Consider the following 25176-nt stretch of genomic DNA (forward strand, 5'->3'; position numbering starts at 1 on the left):
TATCACTTCAATAAATGATCCCTGTTTACTGTCATAGGTGGCTCTTCATAACATCCTTTTTCAATAAGCAAATCGGCTCCGTCCCGCGAATATTTAGTAGCTACCGCTATTAACTTCCCGAACAATACGCCTAAATCATTTCTGGTACTCGAAGCTAATGATAAACTGAAATTAGACATACCAATAGAGTTTAACGTGTCTACGTGAAAAAGCATGAGCTTTTCAGAGTAAGCAGGCTCTGTTGAATCGGTAACGATACTTGCCCCCGATGATGGGACCTCGGTTTTATTTTTTATTAGTACGTCAGTTAATTGTATAATGTTATCTTCGGCGATTTTTACACCTCTATGGAAGAAATTTTTAATCTTTTTTGTTTTTGTCGTTTGTGAAAATCCCATCAATAATAATTTTCCGATAAAATTTGTTTCAATGTTTAATCCAAGTTCGGAGAGCTCCATTGCAGTAAGCGGTCTTTTTTTTGTGAAAAAGTCATTAGACTGGATAAAACTATGTTCTTTCGGCATATTCATAGATGGCGTTCGATTGTAAATCCCCATCTCTAGCATAAGGTCAACAAGTTCTTGGTAAAGTTGTACGGACTTATGAAGAAAAAGTTGAAACATATCACGTACATCTTTTCTTGTCGATTGAGCTAATTTACTACTCTGTAACATCATACCTGATTTTAATGAATGGTAAATGTATTGTATGTAAAACAAATCAGTGTACAATCTGGGTGCGTGTAAATGAACATCTTTTTCGGTAAATCCATCCGGTTTTATCATGTTTTCGTTTGTAAATAGATTTTGTAGAAGAGCAATTCGCTCTTCTGTAATAGTGATAGCTTTTGTAACGATAGTTTTAACTCTTTCATCTTCTGCGGTTACTTCAAAATGCTTCATGATACAAGAAGCCATCGTGTTATATAAATAACTTGACCATATTGAGCTTATTTCGGAAGAAGTTAGTTGAACTTTATGTTCCATTTCTTTTATCATCCCTTATAAAAATTAAGTCATCGTATATCTATTCAACTCTTCCTTTAGTTTGTACAAAATTGGTAAGATAAATGCATAAAAAGAACCAACTCCTATAAGAATAGAAGTTGGTTCATAAAATTCAGTCCTGCATATTATGCTTTTTATATTGTTGATTTTGACTTGTTTTTTTACCGGCCATGTCCATTTCGTTAGTAGGACCAGCGTTTCCTTTTACACTAGCTGCACTTTTCGCTGCTTGAGAAGGTTGTTTTTTCATCCGTGCCATTAGTAATCACCTCCAATTATAAATTCTCCAATTAGTGACTTAAATATGACTAATACATTTATTATTTGGAAACCGCTGTTGATTGTAGCACAAGCCTCCGCTTTCCTTGGAAAATTAGAGAATATAATTTAAAATGGTTAGTTTTACGCAATTAATATAATTACCAATGAAGTTGATGATAGCACGAGGTGCGAGACTCCTCGAAAATACTACCACATTTTCTTCGTGCGATGTATCGACGTCGCAGCCTTCCTTGTCCAGCGGGAGAAGTGTGTCAAGGGAGACCCCGCAGGCGCTAGAGCGTCGAGGAGTAGGTTTTTTCACGACAGTGAAAACAACCTTCCTTTTTGCCACTAGCGGAAAGCGAGTACCTCGTGCTATCATCAACAGTTAGTACCGTATCTATTTCTTTAATTAATAGGAAAGTATATTTTTCGAAATATTATGATGTTTATATATTGCGAAAATTTAAAAAATGTTTTATAGTTAAAGACAAAGGAACATCTTGTAAGGATTTAAATTTTTTTGTCATAAAAATGAATGAGTGTTCATTCAACTGACGTTTTAAAGTGAGTACATCTTCACTATTCACTACTACATACGAAATTGAATGAATACCTTGTAAGTAAAACAATCTCATAATGACGGTTCGTTTAGTAATCATAAATTATGAAGCTGACTCAATTAAAAGAAGTGCCAAAACAAAAAGCCTAAGGGGGAGGAAGAATGAAACGTCGTATTAATAAAGCAGCAGTAATTGGATCGGGTGTGATGGGATCTGGAATTGCAGCTGTGCTTGCGAATGTTGGAATTCCAACACTACTGTTAGACATTGTTCCGAATAAGTTAACTCCAGAAGAAGAGCAAAAAGGACTATCGCTTCAAGATAAATCAGTACGTAATCGTATAACCAATACATCTCTACAAAAATTATTAAAACAAAAGCCAGCTCCATTAACAACGAAATCCAATCTTCAACTTATTGAAGCAGGAAACTTAGAAGACGACCTATCCAAGTTAAAAGACTGTGACTGGGTAATTGAAGTTATTGTCGAAAACCTTGAAATTAAAAAGCAGTTATTTGAAAAAGTAGATCAACACCGTAAACCAGGTAGTATTATCAGTTCCAATACGTCTGGAATATCCATTGAAGCAATGGCAGAAGGTCGTTCCGGAGACTTCCAAAAGCACTTCCTTGGAACACACTTTTTCAACCCACCACGATACTTAAAATTGTTAGAAGTAATTCCGACAGCGAAAACAGACAATGAAGTTGTACAATTCATGAAAGTTTTCGGTGAGGATGTTTTAGGTAAAGGAATTGTATTTGCAAAAGATACACCGAACTTTATCGCTAACCGCATCGGTACTTATGGCTTACTAGTAACCGTAAAAGAAATGTTAGAAGGCGGATATAGTGTCGGGGAAGTTGATTCCATTACTGGACCTGCGATTGGACGTCCGAAAAGTGCTACTTTCCGTACATTAGATGTAGTCGGCCTAGACACATTCATTCATGTTGCCAACAACGTGTTTGAAAAAGTAGAAGGTGCCGAGAAAGAAGTATTCCGTGTAGACGACTTTATGTTAAAAATGCGTGACAACGGTTGGCTTGGAAGTAAGTCTGGGCAAGGCTTCTACTTAAAACAAGGAAAAGAAATTTTAGAATTAAACTACGAAACATTAGAATATGAGCCACGCAAAAAATTAAAAACAGCAGCAACGGAAGCAAGCAAACAAGCAAAAGGTTTTAGTAACAAAATGAAAGCGCTTGTATATGAAGATGACCGCGCTAGCAACTTACTTTGGAAAATATTAGCTCCGGTATTAAGCTATTCCGCAGACTTACTAGGAGAAATTGCAGACGATATCGTTGCGATTGACCAAGCGATGAAATGGGGCTTCGGTTGGGAACATGGCCCATTCGAAACGTGGGATGCAATTGGGATAGAAGAATCTGTTTTAAAAATGAAAGAAGACGGTATTAAAGTTCCAGCTTGGGTTGATGAATTCCTAGCTAATGGGAACCGCTCTTTCTATAAAAAAGATAACGGTACAGTTTCTTTCTACGATAATGGTGAATACAAACTTTTAGAACAAAATAAGAAAGTTATTCACTTAAAATCTTTGAAAGAGCAAAACCGTGTTATTAAGAAAAATAGTGGTGCAAGCCTAATTGACATCGGTGACGATGTGGCATTACTAGAATTCACTTCACCTAACAATGCCATCGGCTTAGACATCTTACAAATGGTAGGCCAAGCGCTAGAGGAAGTGGATAAAAACTATAAAGGTCTTGTAATTGGAAACCAAGGAAAGAACTTCTGCGTTGGTGCCAACTTAGCGATGATTTTAATGGAAGCACAAGATGACAACTATTTTGAAATTGATATGGTTGTCCGTCATTTCCAAAATGCGATGCAAAAAATCAAATATAGTAACAAGCCAGTTGTTGCAGCAACATTCGGTATGACACTAGGTGGCGGTACGGAAATCAGCTTACCGACTTCTTCCATCCAAGCTTCAAGTGAAACATATATGGGCTTAGTAGAAGTTGGAGTTGGTCTAATCCCTGGTGGAGGCGGAAACAAAGAGCTTTACTTAAAGCACTTAAACTCGATGCCAGAAGGATTAGATTATGACTTGCAAAAAGTAGCAAACAAAGTGTTTGAAACGATTGCAACAGCCAAAGTTTCAACATCTGCTGCGGAAGCACGCGACTTACATTTCTTAAGCAGCAATGACGGCATCAGCATGAATGGAGATCACCTCATTCACGATGCAAAACAATCTGTGCTGCGTTTACACGAAGTTGGATACAATCCACCTGTTCGTAAAAAAGTGCCAGTAACAGGTGAAACTGGATACGCCACGTTAATGCTTGGAGCACACAACATGCACTACTCTGGCTACATTTCCGAGCATGATTTAAAAATTGCTTCCAAACTAGCCAATGTGATTGCTGGAGGGAAAGTTCCATACGGCACACTTGTGGATGAACAGTATTTATTAGATATCGAACGTGAGGCATTCTTAAGCTTAGTAGGAGAATTCAAATCCCAACAAAGAATGCAACACATGCTTGTTAAAGGAAAACCATTAAGAAACTAACATATAAATTTATTTGAAAAGCGAGGGGAGCAATTTGTTTAAAGAAGCTGTTATTGTAGCTGGTGCGAGAACGCCAGTCGGTAGATCAAAGAAGGGGTCACTTGTAACGGTGAGACCTGATGATTTAGGGGCACTAGTAGTAAGAGAAACGTTAAGAAGAGCGAGTGGCTATGACGGACCAATAGATGACTTAATTTTTGGATGTGCGATGCCAGAAGCAGAACAGGGTTTGAACATGGCACGTAATATTGGAGGGCTAGCTGGCCTACCATCTAGCGTTCCTGCCATTACGATTAACCGATATTGTTCATCTGGTTTACAAACCATCGCTTATGCTGCAGAAAGAATTATGTTGGGCCATTCAGAAACAATCATTGCGGGTGGAGCGGAATCGATGAGCATGGTCCCTATGGTTGGCCATACAGTTCGACCAAATGCAAGATTAGTAGATTCTGCACCTGAATATTACATGAGCATGGGCCACACGGCAGAACAAGTAGCAAATAAATATGGTGTGAGCCGTGAAGACCAAGACGCATTTGCTGTACGCAGTCATCAAAAAGCTGCTGCAGCAATCGCAGAAGGTAGATTTGTGGATGAAATCGTACCAGTAGATGTGAATATTAATCAAATTGGTTCAGATAATAAAGTGAAAACAAACTCTTTCACCTTTAGCCAAGACGAAGGAGTACGCGCAGGCACAAACATGGAAATACTAGCAAAACTACGTCCAGCATTCAATGTAAAAGGATCTGTCACAGCAGGTAACTCCTCACAAACAAGCGACGGAGCAGCATCTGTTCTAGTTATGGAGCGCGAAAGAGCAGAAGCGCTTGGTCTAAAGCCAATTGCAAAATTCCGTTCGTTTGCTGTTGGTGGAGTACCACCAGAAGTAATGGGAATTGGTCCAGTTGTTGCCATTCCAAAAGCATTAAAGATAGCAGGTCTAGAACTTTCCGATATTGGGCTTATCGAATTAAACGAAGCATTTGCATCTCAAGCAATTCAAGTAATGCGAGAGCTAAATATAGATGAAGAAAAAGTAAACGTAAACGGTGGAGCTATCGCTTTAGGTCATCCACTAGGATGTACGGGAAGCAAGCTAACATTAACACTTTTACACGAAATGAAACGCCGTAACGAACAATTCGGCCTTGTCAGCATGTGTATCGGCGGCGGTATGGGTGCCGCAGGAGTATTTGAACTTTTAGCATAGTTTTGACTTTGTTAAATCTTAATGTTGTTTATTAGTAAGAAATAGCGGTTGATTTCCGTGCAAGGCGGAGACTCCTGCGGGAGAAGCGGGAGACGGGAGACCCCACAGACGCGAATGCGTCGAGGAGTAGGTTTTTTCACGACAGTGAAAATAACCTTCCTTTTTCCCGCCCGCGGAAAGCGAAGCCTTGCACGGAAATCAACAGCGGTCTTAGAAATAGTTTATTAGAAAGAGGGCAAACAGACTCTCTTGCTAAACTACAAACCAAGGGGGATTTACCATGTCTAATACGTTAGAAAATGTTGTAAAAGGCGGAAGCTTTTTATTAGATGATATTGATTGCGAGAAAGTTTTCACACCAGAAGATTTCTCAGATGAACATAAACTAATTGCGAAAACTACGGAAGAATTCGTCGTAAACGAAGTAGTTCCAAACCTAGAAGAAATCGAACATCACAACTTTGACATTTCTGTCAAACTATTAAAAGAAGCTGGAGAGCTTGGACTATTAGGAGCTGACGTGCCAGAAGAGTACGGTGGATTCGGATTAGACAAAATTAGTTCTTCTTTAATTACAGAAAAATTCTCACGTGCAGGAGGATTCTCATTATCTTACGGAGCACACGTAGGAATTGGATCATTACCAATCGTACTTTTTGGAAACGAGGAGCAAAAACATAAATACCTTCCAAAGTTAGCAACAGGTGAATGGTTAGCAGCTTACGCATTAACAGAGCCAGGTTCAGGTTCAGACGCATTAGGTGCAAAGACAACTGCTAAGCTAAACGACGAGGGCACTCACTACGTATTAAACGGTGAAAAACAATGGATTACAAACGCTGGTTTTGCTGACGTATTCGTAGTTTATGCAAAAGTAGACGGGGAGCACTTCTCTGCATTCATCGTAGAACGTAAATTTGATGGCGTTTCTGTTGGACCAGAAGAAAAGAAAATGGGTATTAAAGGGTCTTCTACTCGTACATTAATTTTAGAAGATGCAGTTGTACCCAAAGAAAACTTATTAGGTGAAGTAGGGCGCGGACACGTTATCGCATTCAATATTTTAAATATCGGTCGATACAAGTTAGCAGTAGGAGTTGTTGGTGGATCTAAGCGTGGTATCGAGCTTTCAGCAACATATGCAAACCAACGTCAACAATTCAAAACACCGATTGCAAAGTTCTCATTAATTCAAGAAAAAATTGCAAACATGGCAACGAAAACATACGCAGCGGAAAGTTCTGTATACCGTACAGTAGGTTTATATGAAGATAATCAAGGTCGTTTAACACCAGAACAAGAGAAAGACCCGAAAGCAGTAGCAAACGCAATTGCTGAATATGCAATTGAGTGTTCCTTAAACAAAGTATTCGGTTCAGAAACATTAGACTATGTTGCCGATGAAGGCGTTCAAATCCACGGTGGATATGGCTTTATGGCAGAATACGAGATTGAAAGAATGTATCGTGACTCTCGTATTAACCGAATTTTTGAAGGTACAAACGAAATCAACCGCTTATTAGTGCCAGGCACTTTCCTTCGTAAAGCATTAAAAGGCGAGCTGCCTTTAATTCAAAAGGCAATGGGCTTACAAGAAGAATTAATGATGCTAATGCCAGAAGAAGTAGGCGACGGCGTATTAGAGCAAGAAAAGTATTTAGTAAAGAATGCAAAGAAAATGGGAATCTTACTAACAGGCTTAGTTGCTCAGAAGTACGGAAAAGCACTTGAAAAAGAGCAAGAGCTACTACACAATATTGCAGACATCATTAGCAACGTATACGCAATGGAATCTGTTGTCTTACGTACAGAAAAAGCAATTAAAAAAGTTGGCGAAGAAAAAGCAAAACAAAAAATTCTTTACACACAAGTATTTTGCCAAGAAGCGTTTAACGAAATCGAAGCAGATTCAAAAGAAACGCTTGTTGCAACAGAGCAAGGTGACACATTACGTATGATGATGTCCGCTCTACGTAAATTTACTCGCCACACACCAATCAACGTAATCGCGAAAAAACGCGAAATCGCTGCTGGTGTGCTAGAAGCACAGAAATATATAGTTTAATCTAGAAAAATACAAAACCCCAATCTCGTTGTTCGTTCGAGGTTGGGGTTAATTTTATCACTCATATACAGCTTCAATCGCCAATCCTTCTCCATTTACGGTACGCTCACCAAACAAAGTAATAACCGTACAAGAAGATATAGATAAAGAGCCATCTTTTTCATCAACAGAAGAGCTGTATTCTACTAACAAACCTTCAATTAACATTTCCCCAGAAGGGTCTAGCGCCATTACTTTCTTTCCTTCAAGAGAACGCAAACGAGCTTTTATTAAAAAAGTATCCCACTTCTCCCAATTTGTCAAAATACAAGCGGGACTGCCATCAGCTAAATAGCCTAGTTTACTATTCTCATCATTCACCATACCGTCCAATGCTAATAAGATTTCTTTTAACCACCCATTAATCGCTTTATATTCTTTCATGGATAAATTTTGAGCAAATTCTCCGATTAACGTACGATCATTTTCTGCATCTAATTTCATTGTAATTAATTTTTTCCCATAATCTAAAACTCTTGAATATTCACCGTTAAAACTAGTCCATCCTAGCTTTCGCATTACACTATCTATATTTATATTATTCTTAGACGTCACCGTAACCGTAAACATAACACTCACCTTCCTAATCAATCATGCTATGAATAAGTGTAAAGGTTAGTGGAATTTATTACTGTGATGAAACTCACACAACATAAGAAAATCTCCTCAACATAAACCAATTGTGAAGACTTTTTGAACCATCTAAATAGTGTATCAAATGTCACATCTCCAACGCTTTCCTTTTTTTATGATAAAAGTGCATTAAACATAATGTTGAAATTCACTAAAATTCGCTCGCTTTCCGCGGACGAACCATCGAGCCTCCTCGTTCCTGCGGGGTCCCGATTGGCTCGTTTTTCCGCAGGAGTCTCGCAATTTTTAGTGAATTTCAACGAATACTGTTAATTTATTCTTTTTAGTAGTCTTACAATAAACATCCTTTCAAACAAGGAAGTTAGAGGAGGTCATAATAGTGGCAAGAATCGGAAAAGACTGGAATCCAGAAAACGAACAATTTTGGGAGAAAGAAGGGAAGCGACATGCAAGGAGAAATCTTTCTATCTCTGTTCCAGCTTTATTTTTAGCGTTTGCAGTATGGCAAATCTGGTCGGTTGTTGCAGTTCGTCTTAACGACGTAGGTTTTGCGTTTACTTCGAGTGAGTTATTCACTTTAGCAGCTCTCCCAGGATTAACTGGGGCAACATTACGTATTTTTTACACATTCATGCCAGGTATATTTGGTGGGAAAAATTGGACAATATTCTCCACAACAACGTTACTAATTCCAGCAATCGGAATAGGAATTGCAGTGCAAAATCCTGAAACTTCTTTTACAACAATGGCCATTCTAGCTGCACTTTGTGGTTTTGGTGGAGGTAATTTTTCTTCCTCCATGGCTAATATAAGTTTCTTTTATCCGAAAAAAGCAAAAGGGGCAGCTCTTGGAATTAATGCAGGTATCGGAAACTTAGGGGTAAGTGCTGTTCAGTTTTTAACACCTATTATTATTACGTTAGGTGTGTTCGGTGCAATTGGTGGAGCAAACCAAACGACAGCAACTGGATCAACAGTTTGGATCCAGAATGCAGCCTTTATCTGGGTAGTACCAATTATCATCGTAGTAATTGCAGCGATGTTCGGAATGGATAATATTCCTTCTGCGAAACAATCTTTCAAAGCACAATCTGTTATTTTCAAAAGAAAGCATACATGGATTATGACATGGCTTTACACAATGTGTTTCGGTTCTTTCATCGGTTATGCAGCAGCATTTCCGCTTTTATTAAAAACGGAGTTTGCAGATCTAAACGTTGTTCATTTAGCATTCATTGGTCCTTTACTTGGAGCATTAATCCGTCCTGTCGGTGGTTGGCTATCTGACAAACTAGGTGGAGCAATCGTCACATTTTGGGATATTGTTATTATGATTGCAGCTACATTTGGAGTTATCTATTTTGTTAATCAAAATAACTTTACTGGTTTCTTAATTATGTTCCTCATTCTTTTCACTACGACTGGTATTGCAAACGGTTCAACATTCCGTATGATTCCGTTTATTTTCCCAGAAAAAGAAGCAGCACCAGTACTTGGCTTCACAGCAGCCATTGCAGCCTATGGTGCATTTTTGATACCGAAAATATTCGGTTGGTCTGTAGATACAACAGGTGCAGTCGATATGGCCCTATACATTTTAATCGGTTACTATGTTATCAGCTTAGGAGTTACTTGGTACTACTACGCAAGAAAAAATGCAGAAGTGAAATGTTAATTTAGAGATTGACCTTATGTCTAATGGACGTAGGGTCTTTTTAATAGGATTAGTAAAAAAGTTATTGATTAATTAAGTTGATGTTTGCGGAAGGTGGGAGACTCCTGCGGGGAAAGTGCGTCAAGGGAGACCCCGGAAGTGCGGAGCACTGAGGAGGCTCCCGAGACCACCCGCGGAAAGCGAGCACCTTCCGCAAACATCAACACTTAGTAATACATCTAAATTATTTTATTATATAGTTCACAATCTCTTCACAAGAATATACCTTTTGCTTCCGGTGTGATGTATGTCACAGAACGTTCGAGGCACCGGGCTTACAATAAAAGTATCAAAAAAGCTTGGAGAGATGTGAAATGGGCGAAATGATACAAACATTAAAAGATCAATTGAAAAGACCGATGCGCGATATCCGTATCTCTGTTACAGACCAATGTAATTTTAGATGTGCATATTGTATGCCAGCAGAACTTTTCGGCCCAGATTTTCCTTTTCTACAAGAAAAAGAGCTGTTAAGTTTTGAAGAGATTGTTCGCATTACAAAAATACTTGCAACATTTGGTGTCGAAAAAGTAAGACTAACCGGTGGAGAACCACTGTTAAGAAAAGACTTGCCAATATTAGTCGAGCAATTGAATGCAATTGAAGGTATAAAAGATGTTGCCTTAACAACGAACGGAGTCCACCTACCAAAGCAAGCTAGAGCTCTTGCAGAAGCTGGATTAAAACGTGTTAACATAAGCCTTGATACATTAGATGAGGAACTATTCAAGAAGATAAACGGCCGTGGTGTTGGTGTTAAGCCAATCTTAAAAGGGATACAAGCAGCAATAGACGCAGGACTTGAAGTGAAGATAAATATGGTTGTGAAGAAAGGTTTAAATGACCAACATATTGTGCCGATGACAAAATACTTTAAAGAACTTGGAGTTCAACTACGTTTTATTGAGTTTATGGACGTTGGTACTTCAAACGGTTGGAAGTTTGATTACGTTGTTACGAAAAAAGAAATTTTTGATATACTATCTCAACACTTTGAGTTAGAACCAGTAAAGCCAACGTATTTTGGAGAAGTAGCGAAAAGATACCGTCATAAAGGTACAGATGCACAAATCGGTTTTATTACATCTGTTTCGGAAGCATTTTGTTCTAGTTGCACACGTGCTAGACTTTCAGCGGATGGTAAGTTTTATAACTGCTTATTTGCAACAGAAGGTTCTTCCTTAAAAGATGTTATACGCGAAGGAGCATCAGACGAATACTTAACTTACATGATTAAACGCATATGGGAGAAAAGGGCAGATCGTTACTCCGAAGAGCGAACAGAAGAAAGTGCAAAGCAACGAAAAAAAATAGAGATGTCTTACATTGGGGGATGAAGTTCATCTATGTATGATAAAAAGGTGGAGATGAACTTGATAAGGCGTCTCAAGTTCATTTTGGCTAAAGCAAAAAAGAAAAATGAACTTGATAATACTAATTTGAATTGATTTCAAAAAAAATGCACTTCTTGAATCTAAGAAGTGCATTCTTTCTATCTATTAAACCCCAGGATGATTATACTCTCCGCTCTTCCCACCTGTTTTCTTCACTAATAACGTTTCCTTAATCACCATCGATTTATCAATAGCTTTACACATATCATAAAACGTAAGTGCTGCGACAGAAACGGCTGTTAATGCTTCCATCTCCACGCCAGTGTTCCCGTTGCACCTAACCATCGCTTCCACTCTCAAAGCGTAACCTTCCTCCATTTTTTCATAATCAAAACCAAAATCAATCCCTTGCAATAATAACGGATGGCACATCGGAATAATGTCCCACGTTTTTTTAGCTGCCATTACACCAGCAATTTGAGCTGTTTGCAATGGATCTCCTTTTTTCACGCCGCCAGCTTGAATAGCTTCATACAATTCTTCAGAAAAAACAATTGTACTTCTAGCGATGGCACTACGACTTGTTTCATTTTTAGTCGATACATCGACCATTTTAGGTCTGCCTTCTTTATTAAAATGAGAAAAAGTAGACATGCATACAACACTCCTTAAAAAATAGTTATTTCACTCGAATGAGTTCCTCTAAAAAATGAGATACGGATGGAAGGATTACTTTTTCCGTTCCTAATTTCACAGCATTAGTGGACCCCGGCAGGGCATAAATGGCACGATAATTTAGACTTCCAGCTGTTGCTCTACTAAACATTGCCCTTGTTCCAATTTCTTCAAAACTTAAATGGCGGAACAGTTCTCCAAATCCAGTCATTTCTTTTTCAATCACACTTGTCACTGCTTCATATGTTACATCTCTTGGTGTGAAGCCAGTGCCACCTGTAATAATGATGGCTTGTATTTCTGAAGAAGCCCCACACCAAGTCTTCAAAGCATCCACAATTAAATCAAACTCATCTTTTACAATTTTGTAATCGGCTATACGATGATTATGACTTTTAACGATTTCCATAATCGTTTGGCCACTTTTGTCTGTATCTGCCGTTCTTGTATCACTAACTGTTAACACAGCAAATTGAACGTTTGTAAACTTATTATTTGGAATCACTGAAATCACCTCAAAAATTTTAGATCTTATTATAAAGTTACCAAACTGTGAGACTTCCATCTGTGATGTTCGTCACAGATTGAGATTGTGTATCGTGATGTAATAAAGGTAAGTCAGGGGGAATTATGGATGAGATATTCTCGGCAACAATTATTTAAGTCAATTGGAGAAACAGGCCAACAGAAATTGCAACATAAGCATGTACTTATTGTAGGAGCTGGTGCGCTTGGTAGTGCTGCGGCGGAAATGTTAGTGCGTGCAGGTGTTGGGGAAATTTCGATTGTAGATAGGGATTACGTAGACTGGAGCAACTTACAGCGCCAACAACTTTACAAAGAACAAGATGCAAAACAGCAAACACCGAAAGTAATTGCTGCTAAAAATAGATTAAAAGAAGTGAATTCTGAGGTAGAAGTTCGTGAATATATAATGGATGTACAGGCTTCCACTTTAGAAGAGTTAGTAAGTGGAATAGATTTAATAATAGATGGAACGGACAACTTTGATACGAGGCTAGTTATTAACGATATTGCACAAAAACACTCTATCCCTTGGATTTACGGTTCTTGTGTTAGTAGTTTTGGCATGACATATACGATACTACCTGGAAAAACACCATGCCTACACTGTTTGCTAAAAGTAATACCGTCTAGCGGCATGACATGTGATAGTGTTGGTATCATCAGCCCTGCAGTACAGATTGTTGCTGCATATCAAGTGGCTGAAGCGCTTAAGGTGCTGGTGGAAGACTTGGAAGCTGTAAGAAAAGGCTTATTCACATTTGATGTATGGAAAAATCAACATTATACCATGGGCGTTCAACAAGCAAAAAGCAAACACTGTCCTTCATGCGGGAAAGATAGATCCTACCCTTATTTGTCCTATGAATACGAAACAAAAACAGAAGCACTATGTGGGAGAAACACCGTACAAATTCGCCCAGCAAAAAAAGAGAAAGTCGACTTAAATCAGCTTGCTACTAAACTTTCAACACATGGTAAAGTAAATACAAATCCTTACTTAGTCTCGCTACACTTACCAAACTATCGATTAGTTTTCTTCCTAGATGGAAGAGTCTTTGTGCACGGAACGAACTCCATCGTAGAGGCAAAAAAACTATACTATCAATTTTTAGGATAAAAAAGAGGCTGGTGATAAGATGTCACCAGCCTTTTCATAGGAGAATAAAAATGAGAAATAGTAGTCACACGTTTTCAAAAAACATTTACTTCACTTTCAATAATAGTTCAGTTTTTTCATCAACTGTTAAATATTGCTCCGCCATCGGAAACAATACCATTTCTTCCTTCATAAAATGCGCAGTTAAAATCTCGTATGCTTCCTTAACATGAGTGACAAGTTTCTGAAACTTCTCCTCCGTAATAGTTTCAGGAATAAAATCAGTACCCTCCAAAAAGCTAACTATGTTTCGTTTCGCTTCATCGTGTTCATATTCCATTACAACGAGCGGGCCAGAATCTTTTCCAATGTACTTATGCATCATCGGAAAAAGAATACCTTCCTCTTTTTCGGAATGCACTTTTAAACTATCAAAAAATAACTGTACTTCTTTACGCAGTGTTAATAACGCATCTGCATAATCGCCTTCCATTGTTTCTTCTAAAAACTGACTGGCCATGCTGTTCAAATTTGCCTTTGCTTCATTGAGTGGAGTGTGTTCCGCCTTTAAAATTCCAAGCGCTTCACACAGTGGAACATTTTGTACGCTTTGTTGAAATAAGCCACATTGATTCATGATATTTCACTCCTCTATTAAATTGCCCAACGATCACGTGCTTTCGGGAACAATACGTTATTTTCTAAATGAACATGATTGAATAGGTCATCTTCAATGGCAGCTAAGCGGCGATACACTAATTGATAAGTACCACAAGCTCCTTCAGGTGGTTGGAAATCATTTGTAATTTCACGTAGACGTTTCATTATATCGCCTGCTGCATCGTGCTCGTCCTCTAACTCTTTAATTTTACTAGCAAGCTCTTCTGTTGCTTGTAAAACTTCCGTGCGTTCTGCCTCCATAATAGCTGGGAAAATAACCGTTTCTTCTTTTATCGTATGTTGCTCTAATTCTTTCTTTAATTCATAGAACAGCGAGTGAATTTCTGCTAAGTGTGGTTGGTGATGCCCATGTACTCTTAACACTTTTGTTACATAAGGACTAAGTGCTGGTAGTTCTTCTTGTAAAAATTGATGATGTTTTTGAATGATGATATCAATAATTTCTTCAAAAGATGCCAATTGCCAATCTGCACCGATTTCGTTTCGACGCTGAGCATCTTCGTATAGTGTATTTATATCATTAATGACTTCCTCTGAATCTAAGTTACGTTCGTTTATTGCTTCAATGAGTGGTCTGTTCCCACCGCAACAAAAATCTATTCTGACTGACTTGAAGTAGTCACCAGCTTTCGGAAACTTCGCGACAATTTCACCTACATTAGATTGTTCATGAAATACATTTGCCATTACTTTCGCCTCCAATTTCTTTTTCTATTACACTTTTATCCTATCCTTAATTTTGAACTTGGAGTGTGACGTGCATCACACAATTAAGGCTGATTTTGATGCAAATGTCACATTTTTGTGAAGTGTGACGTATATCACATTTCGGATTCATGGACTTTGATACCTTTAACATAACGAGTTTTTATATAGGGAGTGAATGAAATGCCGGTAGAAAGAAGAACACCAATACAAGTAGGGGAAGCAGTAAAAAGAATCATGCCATTTTCACCAAAAGGTAAAGTTGAATCTGTTGATTTAGTAGAGTCTTATGGTCGGTATTTAGCAGCACCATTAAAGGCAACCCACGATGTACCACCTTTTCCAAAATCACCGTATGATGGCTTTGCAATACGAGCGGAAGATTCTATTGAAGCTTCCGGACAAAATGCAGTTGAATTTGAAATAGTAGATGAAATAGGGGCGGGCTATGTTTCTTCCAAGCAAATTGGTAAATTACAAGCAGTGAGGATCATGACCGGAGCACAAATGCCAGCCTTTACAAACGCTGTTGTTATGTTAGAGCTAACGAAAGAATATGAGCAAGACGGAAAAAAGTACATGAGCATTAAAAGACCTTTTAAACAAGGAGACAATGTTTCTTTTCAAGGTGAAGATGCGAAAAAAGGTACAGCTTTAGTAGAAAAAGGAACACCTATTAATCCTGGTGTACAAGCGCTCTTAGCGACATTCGGTTACGGAAAAGTCCAAGTAGCCAAAAAGCCAGTCATTGGTGTGTATGCAACAGGTACAGAATTGTTAGATGTTGAGGAACCGTTAGTACCTGGAAAAATTAGAAACAGTAACTCCTATATGGTTCAAGGACAAATAAAGCGAAGCGGTGCAATTGCGAAATATTTTGGAAAACTAGAAGACGACTTTGACACGTGTTTTGAGGCGGTTAAAAATGCATTGTCACAAGTAGATATGCTTATTACAACAGGCGGCGTTTCTGTAGGAGATTATGACTACTTGCCAGCCATTTACGAAAAATTAGGTGCTAATGTGCTTTTCAATAAAGTAGCAATGCGACCTGGAAGTGTCACAACTGTTGCAAAATGGAATGGAAAACTATTGTTCGGACTATCTGGTAATCCTTCCGCTTGTTTTGTTGGATACGAATTGTTTGTAAGGCCGGTTGTCAGAACGATGTTATTTTCCGATAGTCCACATTTACAAGCTGTAGAGGCAGAACTTGGCGAAGATTTCCCAAAACCAAATCCATTCTCAAGGTTTGTAAGAGGAACACTATTTTTTGAGGGTGGAAGAGTAGTAGTTCGACCTAGCGGTTTAGATAAATCGAATGTCGTTACATCTCTTTCTGGAGCAAATGTTCTAATTGTTTTACCTGGAGGAACACGAGGTTTTCAAACAGGAATGGCAGTCAAAGCATTATTACTAGAAGACGAAACTGGTAGCGTGTGGCCGTGGGGAGAGGAAGCTGAATGAAAGTTATTCAAATTGTAGGCTTTCAAAATAGCGGAAAAACAACGCTAGTGGAAAACGTAATACGTCGTTTAACGTGTAAGGGATTAGAAGTTGCAACAATCAAACATCATGGTCACGGCGGAGCGCCTGATTATGGACCGCGCAGAGATTCATTGAAACATATGGAAGCAGGTTCGACGATTTCGACGGTGGAGGGATCTGGTGGAATTCAACTCGTTTCCAATAGTCGTGGATGGAACTTGGAGAGAATTTTATCTTTTTACAAATTTCTTGGTACGGAGACAGTTATAGTTGAAGGGTATAAGCGAGAAAAATACCCGAAAATAGTTATTTTAAGAAGTAAGCAAGACTTACATTTGTTAAAAGAATTATCGGACATAATTGCCGTTGTTGTATGGGGAGACTTAGAAATAAAGGAAGAAATACCAGTTTTCCATATTACGGATACAGAAAAGTTATTAGAATGGATTGGGAAGGAAGTGGATCTAAGTAATGGGAAAAATGTTTGAAATAGTATCAGCACCAATAAGTGTAGAGCAGTTGGTGAAAAAAGTAGAGCGTCGTGAAGCAGGAGCCATTACAACCTTTATTGGCACAGTACGCGAATTCACAAAAGGAAAACGAACGCTTTATTTAAAATACGAAGCTTATGTTCCTATGGCAGAGAAAAAGTTAGCCGAAATTGGAGATGAAATAAATGAAAAGTGGGTAGATGCAAAAGTGGCCATTGCGCACAGAATTGGTCGCCTAGACATCACGGATATTGCCGTTGTTATCGCAGTATCCACACCTCATCGTAAAGATGCCTATGAAGCAAACGAATATGCAATTGAGCGTATTAAGCAGATCGTGCCAATTTGGAAAAAAGAACATTGGGAAGATGGCGAAATGTGGATTGGTGACCAATTGGAAAAGACCGCTTATCCTAATGGAGCACCGGAGGGAATCGAGAAATGATTACTATTTTATTATTTTCCTTTTTACAAGAAGCTTATGGAAAAGAGAAGTTAGTCATAGACATGGAGGAAATGACTGTTTCTCAACTAAAAGAGTTGTTAAGTAAAGAATATGGACTACCGAACATGAACCAAGTAATGATCGCCGTAAACGAAGAGTTTGCATCAGATAATATGGTCGTTCGTGCAGGAGATATAGTCGCATGCATCCCACCTGTGAGTGGAGGGTAAGCAAGGAATAGAAGCTACTACTGTACTTTTAAGGTTCAGTAGTTTTTTTAGTTAAGATGGATTGAAACACAAAGTTGGAAGATTGAAACAGAAACGCTTTAGATTGAAACACAAATATTATTAATTGAAACACAAGCATAGTTAAATTATGTCCACAAGGAAAATTGAAACACAAATGCAGTAAATTGAAACAGAAACTAATCAGATTGAAACACAAATCAAAAGAATTGAAACACAAGTTAAAACGAAACATTCAACTTATAACAAAAACATCTTCATTATTAAAATGTTTTTTTATTTTGATAGTTGCTTTTATGTTTATTGTTTCAATTTGTTTACTTTTCAGCTGTTGAATTCCACGCATATCGGAGACTCCTGCGGGAGAAGCGGGGAGCGGGAGACCCCGCAAGAGCGGAGCGATGAGGAGGCTCCCGGCCCGCCCGCGGAAAGCGAAGATATGCGTGGAATTCAACAGCGGTATTAAAAAGTATGAAAAAAATTCACTTTCTCGCCATAAAGTGATTAATATCACAGTTAGCATCTGACCCATCTCTTATAATAAAAGTAACTTAAAAGAAAAAGGGTGAAACAAGTGAATATAATGGATATCATCCTGTGGGTTATTACTCCCTACACATTCGTTGCAATAGGGATTATGGCGTTTATTTGGAAACATGATTATCGACTACAAGAAGAGTCTGAAGCTCAAAACGTTAAAATAGAAAAGAAATCCATCCTACTATTAAAAATTTGCTCACTAGGTTATGTATTAACTGGTGCATCTATTGTTTTATTGTTCAAAGTTTACTCGGTTCACACGTTTTTATTCAGTTGGATCATCGGGCTTGTTACTTTAAATCCAAACATGAACCAAATTGCACAACAACCGGCCATCCTGGCAATTCACGTATTTTTTGCAATTGCAATGTTCGTTCTTTTTATGAAAAATATTAATTTTTTTTACAAAACAATCATCGCTTTCAAAACGAGAGAATACAAATGGAATGCACAATTACCGTCCATTAACCAACAAAAACTAGAAGAAAAGATGAGCAGATAATCTGGCTCATTTTTTTTTGCCTTTTTAGATGATAAACTAAACACCGCTGTTGATTGGAGAGCAAATCTTCGCTTTCCGCGGGCGGGCCGGGAGCCTCCTCATCGCATTCGCGACTGCGGGGTCTCCCGCTCCCCGCTTCTCCCGCAGGAGTCTCCGACTTGCGCTCCAATCAACAGCTAGAAAGGAATTTTATATTAGCGTCAATTTTATTACATCTTCCCCTTTAAACTAATTTGAAGGAATGTGACGAACATCACAAACAACCTAATCGTGAAAGTTTATAATAAAGGTAGTAAAACAAAGAGGTGATAGAGATGAAACCATTAATGCCAAAGCAGCACGGAGCATGGGCAATGTTGATTATTCCGTTTTTATTAGGGGTTATAGCTGGAAAGCCTAGTATATATCATATTCCACTTTTTCTTGGCTGGTTTTTCTTATATTTAGCTACCAATCCGTTACTCATGTTAGTAAAAAAGAAGAAAGTTCAACTTTATCTAAAATGGACCATTATTTATGCTATTCCATCCATCCTATTTTTACTTATAACGCTTATCAAAAATCCAACTTTATTTTATTTTGGATTAAGCATGATTCCATTTTTCTTTATTAATGCTTATTTTGCAAAAATAAAAAATGAGAGAGCCATTTGGAACGATTTTAGTGCCATTATCGTTTTTTGTATTGGAGGTCTAGCAAGTTACTTCCTTGGTACGAACACACTTGATGAAACAGCTTGGCTGCTATTCACATTAAGCTTACTATTTTTTGTGGGAAGTACTTTTTACGTGAAAACAATGATCCGAGAGAAGAACAGCTCAACATATAAGTACTTATCATGGGGTTATCACATTGCAGTAATAATTGGACTACCAATACTCGGATACGCAGCTTTTATTTTTGCATTCTTACCAAGCTTAGTAAGAGCTATTTATTTTCACGGTAAAAATGTAAGTGTCATGAAAGTCGGCATTTATGAGATTGTTAACTCTGTCCTCTTTTTTATAGGAGTCATTATATTTATATAAAGCTATGCTAAAGGTTGAGATGATTCTAGATACCTATCTAGCAGTTGATTTCCGTGCAAGTCGGAGACTCCTGCGGGAGTAGCGGGGGCCGGGAGACCCCACAGGCGAAGCCGAGGAGGCTCCATCCACCCCGCGGAAAGCTAAGGCTTGCACGGAAATCAACAGCGGTGTTACATAGCAAAAATAAAAAGAGCAGAATTATTTCCTTTCTGCTCTTAGTCAATACTACAAAGTTCCACAGGGCAACCTTCGCAGTTGATTTCTAGTTTTAAAAAGTCTAAATCATGGATGGTAATTTTACCTTTATCGATAGATAAAATATTGTTTTTCTTTAAATCGCTTAGCATTCTGTTTACAACTTCACGAGAGGTGCCACAATAGTTAGCGAGCTCTTGGTTTGTTAATGGAGTATTTATTAGTATGCCGTTCTCTTTCAATATGCCGTAACTGTTTGTCATGCGTATCAACGTGGAGTATAGGGCGCCTTTTTTTCCGTTCAATACTAAGTCGCGAAATTTCGTTTGTGTTTTTCTAAAATGGTTGCTCATCCATTTCATATATTCTAAAGCAAGGTGGCTGCTTTCGGAAAGTTTTTGTTCTAGCGCTTCTTTTGGTACAACGACAACTTTTCCTGATTCGATTACTTTTGCAGTAAGCATGTAAACAGCTCCAGAACAAAATAGGGTCAGTTCCCCAACAATATCGTCCTTACTGCACAATCTCATTGTTAATTCTTGTCCGTCTGGGGTGATTTTACTCATTTGTATTTTGCCATCTAAAATGACATAAATTTCTTTTGCTTCTACACCTTCTTGAAATAAGTAAGTACCTTTTTTTATTTCTTGCGTTTTTTCAAAAGTGAGCAAAAAGTCTTTTAAGTCTTTAGATATTTTATCTGGCATTGGATCACCACTTTCTAAAAATTGTATTAGTTTAACGACCATAAGTTTATTTACCCTATTGTAACGTTATTATTGCTAAAAAGCTATATCGAAAATATTTGTTTTAAAACAATCGACTTACATATAAGGAGTGATCATGTGAACGAGGTTACAGGGATTTTGTTGTCTGGAGGTAAGTCTAGTAGATTTGGCAGTCCGAAAGCATTTGCCAAGTTTAACGAAAAGGAGATGTACGAGTACTCTTTAGACATTCTGGAAGAAATGACAAATGAAGTGGTTATAAGTAGCTCTCCAATATTAACTCCAACTTTTCAAGCAAAAGGGTTTAAAAACATCGTGGAAGATGTAGCGCCTTTTCTCGGCAAAGGGCCACTTGCTGGGATATACAGCTGCATGAAAAGAGCTCCTTCACAATGGTATGTTGTTCTGCCTTGTGATATGCCTCTACTTTCTAAAAAGATGATGAACATTATGCTTGATAAACGAACGAAAGACGTTGATGCTATCCTCCCAGATGCTTTCGGACGTGTGCAGCCATTAGTTGGGATTTACTACTCAAGCGTTATGGCCATTTTAGAAAAGAAGTTAAGAGAAGACAAACTAAAAATGATGGAATTCATACAAGATTTAAACGTCACTTATTTAAATGAAAACCAATTACACATACAGGATGATATCTTTCAAAATGTTAACCGGGAGACGGATCTTATAAATATGAAAGGTTTGTGACTCATGAAGAAATTGTGATGCATCTCACATACTATCCTTCCTCGTTCTTTTACAATAAAAGTATAAAAGTGAGGGAGGAAACGCTATGTGGGACAGAGATTTTAACGAAGATCCGTTTATTGTCATTTGGGAATTAACAAGGGCATGTGAACTAAAGTGTTTACATTGTCGAGCTGAAGCCCAATACATGCGCGACCCGAGAGAAATAACGTTTGAAGAAGGAAAAAAGTTAATTGATCAAATATATGATATGAAAAATCCATTACTTGTGTTTACTGGCGGAGATCCTTTAATGAGGCCAGACGTATATGATATCGCCAAATATGCCATTGATAAAGGTGTTCGCGTATCCATGACACCTAGTGCAACACCGAATGTAACAAAAGAAGCGATACAAAAAGCGAAAGAAGTAGGGTTATCACGCTGGGCATTTAGTTTAGATGGGCCAACTGCTGAAATACATGATCACTTCCGCGGAACGAGCGGGTCATTTCAATTAACGATGGACGCTATTTCGTATTTGCATGAACTAGAGATTCCCATTCAAATCAATACAGTAATTTCTAATTATAACTTACATGTTCTAGATGATATGCTTGAACTCGTGGAGAAACTAGGATGTGTGTTATGGAGTGTATTTTTCCTCGTACCAACTGGTCGTGGTAAAGAGTCCGATATGATTTCTCCTGCTGAACATGAAAAAGTGTTTCGTTGGTTATATGAAGCAAGTAAGCGAGTTCCGTTTGATATAAAAACAACAGCGGCTCAACATTATCGTCGTGTTGTTATTCAACAAAAGAAAAAAGAAACGCAGAATGCGGAAAAGCTCATTCAATATAAGCATGCTTTAACTAAAGGACTAACAGGTTCTATTGATGGATTAGGAAGAGCTCCTAAAGGAGTAAACGATGGAAACGGCTTTCTATTTATTTCTCATATTGGAGATGTATATCCAAGCGGCTTGTTACCGATAAAAGCAGGAAACATTAGAGAGCAACCGTTAGCAGAAATTTATCGGGAGTCACCGTTGTTTAAAGAGTTGCGTAATCCTGACCTTTATAAAGGAAAATGCGGCGTATGTGAATTCCGATTTGTATGTGGCGGATCAAGATCTCGAGCATACGCATTAACAGGTGACTATTTAGAAAGCGAACCGTATTGTGTGTACATTCCAGAGGCAATGCGTGGGAAAAAAGTAGCAAAATAGCAATGTTGTACATTTGTTTTGGTATATAAACCGTGCCGATTGAATGACCGCTTTCCGCAGGGGAAGCGGTCGTTCAATCGGTACTTTACTTTCAGATTATATTTTTTTCTCATCACAAAAACTTTCTCACATACTTCTAATTCCTCTTTTATGTAAAGTTCATTTTTACTTTTCTTTGTGTTACATAAGCTTGAGAGACCTCTTCATGTTCATTTTAGAATTTTTCTTTTTTGAAAATGAATGTGAAAGACCTCTTCATGTTCATTTTAGAATTTTTCTTTTTTGAAAATGAATGTGAAAGACCTCTTCATGTTCATTTTAGAATTTTTCTTTTTTGAAAATGAATGTGAAAGACTTCTTCATGATCATTTTAGAATTTTTCTTTTTTGAAAATGAATGTGAAAGACTTCTTCATGATCATTTTAGAGTTTTTATTTAGTGAAAATGAACGTGAAAGACCGCTTCATGTTCATTTTAGAGTTTTTATTTAGTGAAAATGAACGTGAGAGACCGCTTCATGTTCATTTTAGAATTTTTCTTTTTTGAAAATGAATGTGAAAGACCGCTTCATGTTCATTTTAGAGTTTTTCTTTTTTGAAAATGAACGTGAGAGACCGCTTCATGTTCATTTTAGAGTTTTTCTTTGGTGAAAATGAATGTGAAAGACCGCTTCATGATCATTTTAGAGTTTTTCTTTAGTGAAAATGAACGTGAGAGACCGCTTCATGTTCACTTTTTGAATTTTTCTATGATGAAAATGAACGTTAAAGGCAAGCCTATAGTTATCTCCCATTCTCTATTTTTAGCAACACTAAAAAAACCAGCTTCTCAGCTGGCCTTCATTCAATCGTACAGTATTTTATCGGACAACTCTCACAATTAACTTCCTTCTTTAAGAAATCAATATCAAGAATTGTAATTTTACCCAGATGAATTGAAACTATTTTATCTTTTTTCAACTCAGACAACATTCGATTGACACTTTCTCTAGTCGTTCCGCAAAAGTTTGCTAACACTTGATTGGTTAAATGCATATCAATCACAATGCCATTAGCAGTCATGACACCGTAACTATTGGTCATTCGAATAAGTGTGCTGTATAACGCGCCTTTTTTGCCTAGCATAATTAAATCTCTAAATTTTGTTTGTGTTCTTCTAAAGTGATCGCTCATCCATTTCATAAATTCAAAGGCTAGTTGATTGTTATGGAGGAACTCTTCTTCTAGAACATCTTTTTTCACGACCATTACTTCACAATCTTCCATTGCTTTTGCGTTTAACAAATACTTTGGATCTTCGGTGAAAAGAGTAAGTTCGCCGACGATTTCATTTTTGCTACATATTCGTAATGTTAACTCTTTTCCATCAGCAGCCCCTTTACTCACTTGTATTTTGCCGTTTTTAATAACATAAATTTCGCTAGCTGACATGCCTTCTTGGAAAAGAAAGCTACCTTTTTTCACTTTCACCGTATGATGCACAAGTTGAATTAATTCGTGTAATGAATCGAAAGGCTGTGACAAGCTAACCTTGTTTGGCCTTACCATTTTTATCACCCCATTAAAAGTTGGTCAATCTTTTCCGCTAACTGTTTGTATTGCATATACAAGATAGAATCTTCTTTATAAATGGCAGTCACTTCGGCATCATCACTTAGTGCCTCAATCGGTAATTGTGCAATAACATCTGTGCTTAATATTTCAGCAAGCTTCTCACCGCCACCTTTACCGAAAAGAGCATACTTTTCTTCACTTCCAGGTGGGGTAAAATAGCTCATATTTTCAATAACTCCTAAAATATCGTGGTTTGCTTTTTGGGCCATTACACCTGCTCGTTCTGCCACATGAGTTGCTGTTGGATGCGGAGTGGTAACAATAATTTCTTTACTCTGTGGAATATAGTGATGCATATCTAATGCGATATCACCTGTTCCGGGAGGTAAGTCAAGGATCATGTAGTCAAGCTCTCCCCAAATAACATCTCTCGTAAAATGTTCAATCATTTTTCCAAGCATTGGCCCGCGCCAAACGACTGGCTCATTTCCTTTAATTAAAAAGCCCATCGACATAATTTTTACGCCTTCTGCTTCTACTGGAATGATCTTTCCATTAAACGTTTTTGGTTTAGCTGTAATCGAGAACATTTTTGGAATGCTGAATCCGTATATATCTAAATCTACTAAAGCAACATTCTTTCCTAAGCGAGCTAAGCTGACAGCTAGGTTTGCAGAAATAGTTGATTTTCCTACTCCTCCTTTTCCACTAGCGATAGCAATGACATGTTTTGTATTCATCTAATCTTCCTCTCTTTTATAAAGCTGTTCCTTATACGTAAATTGTAGAAGATTACATGGGTTCGTTTATGTGACATTCCTCACAAAATCAAAAACAAAGTTAACCTCGTCACGAAGTTGTCAATTCTAAAGGATTTATGGGTACTTGTTTTTCTTTACTAAATTGTCCGCTGATTTCCGCTGCAGGCACAAGACTCTCCGGGGGAGGGAAAAAGGAAGGTTATTTTCACTATCGTGAAAAAACCTACTCCTCGACTTCGCCTGTGGGGTCTCGCACTT

24 protein-coding genes are annotated in these 25176 nt (G+C 37.8%); 14 read left to right on the forward strand and 10 right to left on the reverse strand.

The annotated features are described in order from the left end of the window. Window positions 1-2: 2 nt before the first annotated feature. Together CDZ89_RS03460 and CDZ89_RS03465 are read right to left on the reverse strand one after the other, a co-directional pair. Window positions 3-986: a DUF3231 family protein gene (locus CDZ89_RS03460; protein ID WP_198508227.1), complete on the reverse strand. Its 984-nt coding sequence runs from the start codon at window positions 984-986 to the stop codon at window positions 3-5. A gap of 133 nt (window positions 987-1119) precedes the next feature. Beyond that, window positions 1120-1266, reverse strand: coding sequence for a YuzL family protein (locus CDZ89_RS03465; RefSeq protein WP_096156723.1), 147 nt, complete (start codon window positions 1264-1266; stop codon window positions 1120-1122). 726 nt (window positions 1267-1992) lie between these two features. Here CDZ89_RS03465 and CDZ89_RS03470 point away from each other — a divergent pair. The 3 genes from CDZ89_RS03470 to CDZ89_RS03485 all read left to right on the forward strand — a co-directional run bounded on the left by CDZ89_RS03470 (window position 1993) and on the right by CDZ89_RS03485 (window position 7658). Beyond that, window positions 1993-4377, forward strand: a complete 2385-nt coding sequence (locus tag CDZ89_RS03470) for a 3-hydroxyacyl-CoA dehydrogenase/enoyl-CoA hydratase family protein (RefSeq protein ID WP_096156724.1) — start codon at window positions 1993-1995, stop codon at window positions 4375-4377. Between the two features lie 34 nt (window positions 4378-4411). Beyond that, window positions 4412-5593, forward strand: coding sequence for an acetyl-CoA C-acetyltransferase (locus CDZ89_RS03475; RefSeq protein ID WP_100333279.1), 1182 nt, complete (start codon window positions 4412-4414; stop codon window positions 5591-5593). A gap of 280 nt (window positions 5594-5873) precedes the next feature. Further along, entirely contained in the window at window positions 5874-7658 is a 1785-nt protein-coding gene (locus CDZ89_RS03485; protein ID WP_096156727.1) for an acyl-CoA dehydrogenase family protein, read from the forward strand. 57 nt (window positions 7659-7715) lie between these two features. Here the strand turns inward: CDZ89_RS03485 and CDZ89_RS03490 are convergent, their stop codons facing one another. After that, window positions 7716-8267, reverse strand: a complete 552-nt coding sequence (locus CDZ89_RS03490) for a hypothetical protein (RefSeq protein ID WP_100333280.1) — start codon at window positions 8265-8267, stop codon at window positions 7716-7718. Window positions 8268-8670: 403 nt separating this feature from the next. Here CDZ89_RS03490 and CDZ89_RS03495 point away from each other — a divergent pair, with 403 nt between their 5' ends. Further along, a complete protein-coding gene (locus CDZ89_RS03495; RefSeq protein ID WP_096156729.1) occupies window positions 8671-9966 on the forward strand; it encodes a NarK family nitrate/nitrite MFS transporter in 1296 nt (431 codons plus the stop codon). 362 nt (window positions 9967-10328) lie between these two features. Further along, window positions 10329-11342, forward strand: a complete 1014-nt coding sequence (moaA, locus tag CDZ89_RS03500; protein ID WP_100334256.1) for a GTP 3',8-cyclase MoaA — start codon at window positions 10329-10331, stop codon at window positions 11340-11342. Between the two features lie 162 nt (window positions 11343-11504). Here the strand turns inward: moaA and moaC are convergent, their stop codons facing one another. Beyond that, the gene (gene moaC, locus CDZ89_RS03505) at window positions 11505-11993 is read right to left on the reverse strand and encodes a cyclic pyranopterin monophosphate synthase MoaC (RefSeq protein WP_096156730.1); all 489 of its coding nucleotides are present in this window, start codon (window positions 11991-11993) and stop codon (window positions 11505-11507) included. Between the two features lie 25 nt (window positions 11994-12018). Next, window positions 12019-12519 carry a MogA/MoaB family molybdenum cofactor biosynthesis protein gene (locus CDZ89_RS03510; RefSeq protein ID WP_227521429.1) on the reverse strand — a complete coding sequence of 167 codons (501 nt, stop codon included), beginning with the start codon at window positions 12517-12519 and terminating at the stop codon, window positions 12019-12021. Window positions 12520-12648: 129 nt separating this feature from the next. Here CDZ89_RS03510 and CDZ89_RS03515 point away from each other — a divergent pair, with 129 nt between their 5' ends. Then, window positions 12649-13659, forward strand: coding sequence for a MoeB/ThiF family adenylyltransferase (locus CDZ89_RS03515; RefSeq protein ID WP_100333282.1), 1011 nt, complete (start codon window positions 12649-12651; stop codon window positions 13657-13659). A gap of 85 nt (window positions 13660-13744) precedes the next feature. On the opposite strand, the gene CDZ89_RS03520 is transcribed toward CDZ89_RS03515, so the two are convergent. Next, on the reverse strand, window positions 13745-14275 hold the full coding sequence (locus tag CDZ89_RS03520) for a hemerythrin domain-containing protein (protein WP_100333283.1): 531 nt from the start codon (window positions 14273-14275) through the stop codon (window positions 13745-13747). Between the two features lie 17 nt (window positions 14276-14292). Next, window positions 14293-15006 (reverse strand): iron-sulfur cluster repair di-iron protein, encoded by a 714-nt coding sequence (ric, locus tag CDZ89_RS03525; protein ID WP_096156734.1) that lies wholly within the window; start codon window positions 15004-15006, stop codon window positions 14293-14295. 201 nt (window positions 15007-15207) lie between these two features. On the opposite strand from ric, the gene CDZ89_RS03530 reads away from it, so the two are divergent. From CDZ89_RS03530 to CDZ89_RS03555, 6 genes are all read left to right on the forward strand, one after another. Continuing rightward, window positions 15208-16491 (forward strand): molybdopterin molybdotransferase MoeA, encoded by a 1284-nt coding sequence (locus tag CDZ89_RS03530; protein ID WP_100333284.1) that lies wholly within the window; start codon window positions 15208-15210, stop codon window positions 16489-16491. Further along, window positions 16488-17000 carry a molybdopterin-guanine dinucleotide biosynthesis protein B gene (gene mobB / locus CDZ89_RS03535; RefSeq protein WP_096156736.1) on the forward strand — a complete coding sequence of 171 codons (513 nt, stop codon included), beginning with the start codon at window positions 16488-16490 and terminating at the stop codon, window positions 16998-17000. The genes CDZ89_RS03530 and mobB overlap by 4 nt, the downstream gene beginning before the upstream one ends. After that, window positions 16984-17448: a molybdenum cofactor biosynthesis protein MoaE gene (locus CDZ89_RS03540; RefSeq protein WP_096156737.1), complete on the forward strand. Its 465-nt coding sequence runs from the start codon at window positions 16984-16986 to the stop codon at window positions 17446-17448. The genes mobB and CDZ89_RS03540 overlap by 17 nt, the downstream gene beginning before the upstream one ends. Then, window positions 17445-17678, forward strand: a complete 234-nt coding sequence (gene moaD / locus CDZ89_RS03545) for a molybdopterin converting factor subunit 1 (RefSeq protein WP_096156738.1) — start codon at window positions 17445-17447, stop codon at window positions 17676-17678. Before CDZ89_RS03540 ends, moaD begins: the two co-directional genes overlap by 4 nt. A 601-nt stretch (window positions 17679-18279) precedes the next feature. Beyond that, on the forward strand, window positions 18280-18738 hold the full coding sequence (locus tag CDZ89_RS03550; protein ID WP_227521567.1) for a respiratory nitrate reductase subunit gamma: 459 nt from the start codon (window positions 18280-18282) through the stop codon (window positions 18736-18738). A 314-nt stretch (window positions 18739-19052) separates the two neighbouring features. Beyond that, window positions 19053-19766 carry a YwiC-like family protein gene (locus CDZ89_RS03555; RefSeq protein ID WP_096156740.1) on the forward strand — a complete coding sequence of 238 codons (714 nt, stop codon included), beginning with the start codon at window positions 19053-19055 and terminating at the stop codon, window positions 19764-19766. A gap of 215 nt (window positions 19767-19981) precedes the next feature. Here the strand turns inward: CDZ89_RS03555 and CDZ89_RS03565 are convergent, their stop codons facing one another. Then, complete coding sequence (locus tag CDZ89_RS03565; RefSeq protein ID WP_100334257.1) at window positions 19982-20668, reverse strand: Crp/Fnr family transcriptional regulator; 687 nt, start codon at window positions 20666-20668, stop codon at window positions 19982-19984. A gap of 138 nt (window positions 20669-20806) precedes the next feature. On the opposite strand from CDZ89_RS03565, the gene CDZ89_RS03570 reads away from it, so the two are divergent. Next, window positions 20807-21397 (forward strand): molybdenum cofactor guanylyltransferase, encoded by a 591-nt coding sequence (locus tag CDZ89_RS03570; RefSeq protein WP_157842672.1) that lies wholly within the window; start codon window positions 20807-20809, stop codon window positions 21395-21397. 85 nt (window positions 21398-21482) lie between these two features. Then, a complete protein-coding gene (locus tag CDZ89_RS03575; RefSeq protein WP_100333286.1) occupies window positions 21483-22604 on the forward strand; it encodes a TIGR04053 family radical SAM/SPASM domain-containing protein in 1122 nt (373 codons plus the stop codon). 839 nt (window positions 22605-23443) lie between these two features. Here CDZ89_RS03575 and CDZ89_RS03580 read toward each other — a convergent pair. Beyond that, entirely contained in the window at window positions 23444-24151 is a 708-nt protein-coding gene (locus tag CDZ89_RS03580) for a Crp/Fnr family transcriptional regulator (RefSeq protein ID WP_100333287.1), read from the reverse strand. Window positions 24152-24156: 5 nt separating this feature from the next. Beyond that, the gene (locus CDZ89_RS03585) at window positions 24157-24897 is read right to left on the reverse strand and encodes an Mrp/NBP35 family ATP-binding protein (protein ID WP_100333288.1); all 741 of its coding nucleotides are present in this window, start codon (window positions 24895-24897) and stop codon (window positions 24157-24159) included. Between the last annotated feature and the right edge of the window lie 279 nt (window positions 24898-25176).

The sequence above is a fragment of the Bacillus alkalisoli genome (genome assembly GCF_002797415.1).
Lineage (GTDB): Bacteria > Bacillota > Bacilli > Bacillales > Bacillaceae_I > Bacillus_CD > Bacillus_CD alkalisoli.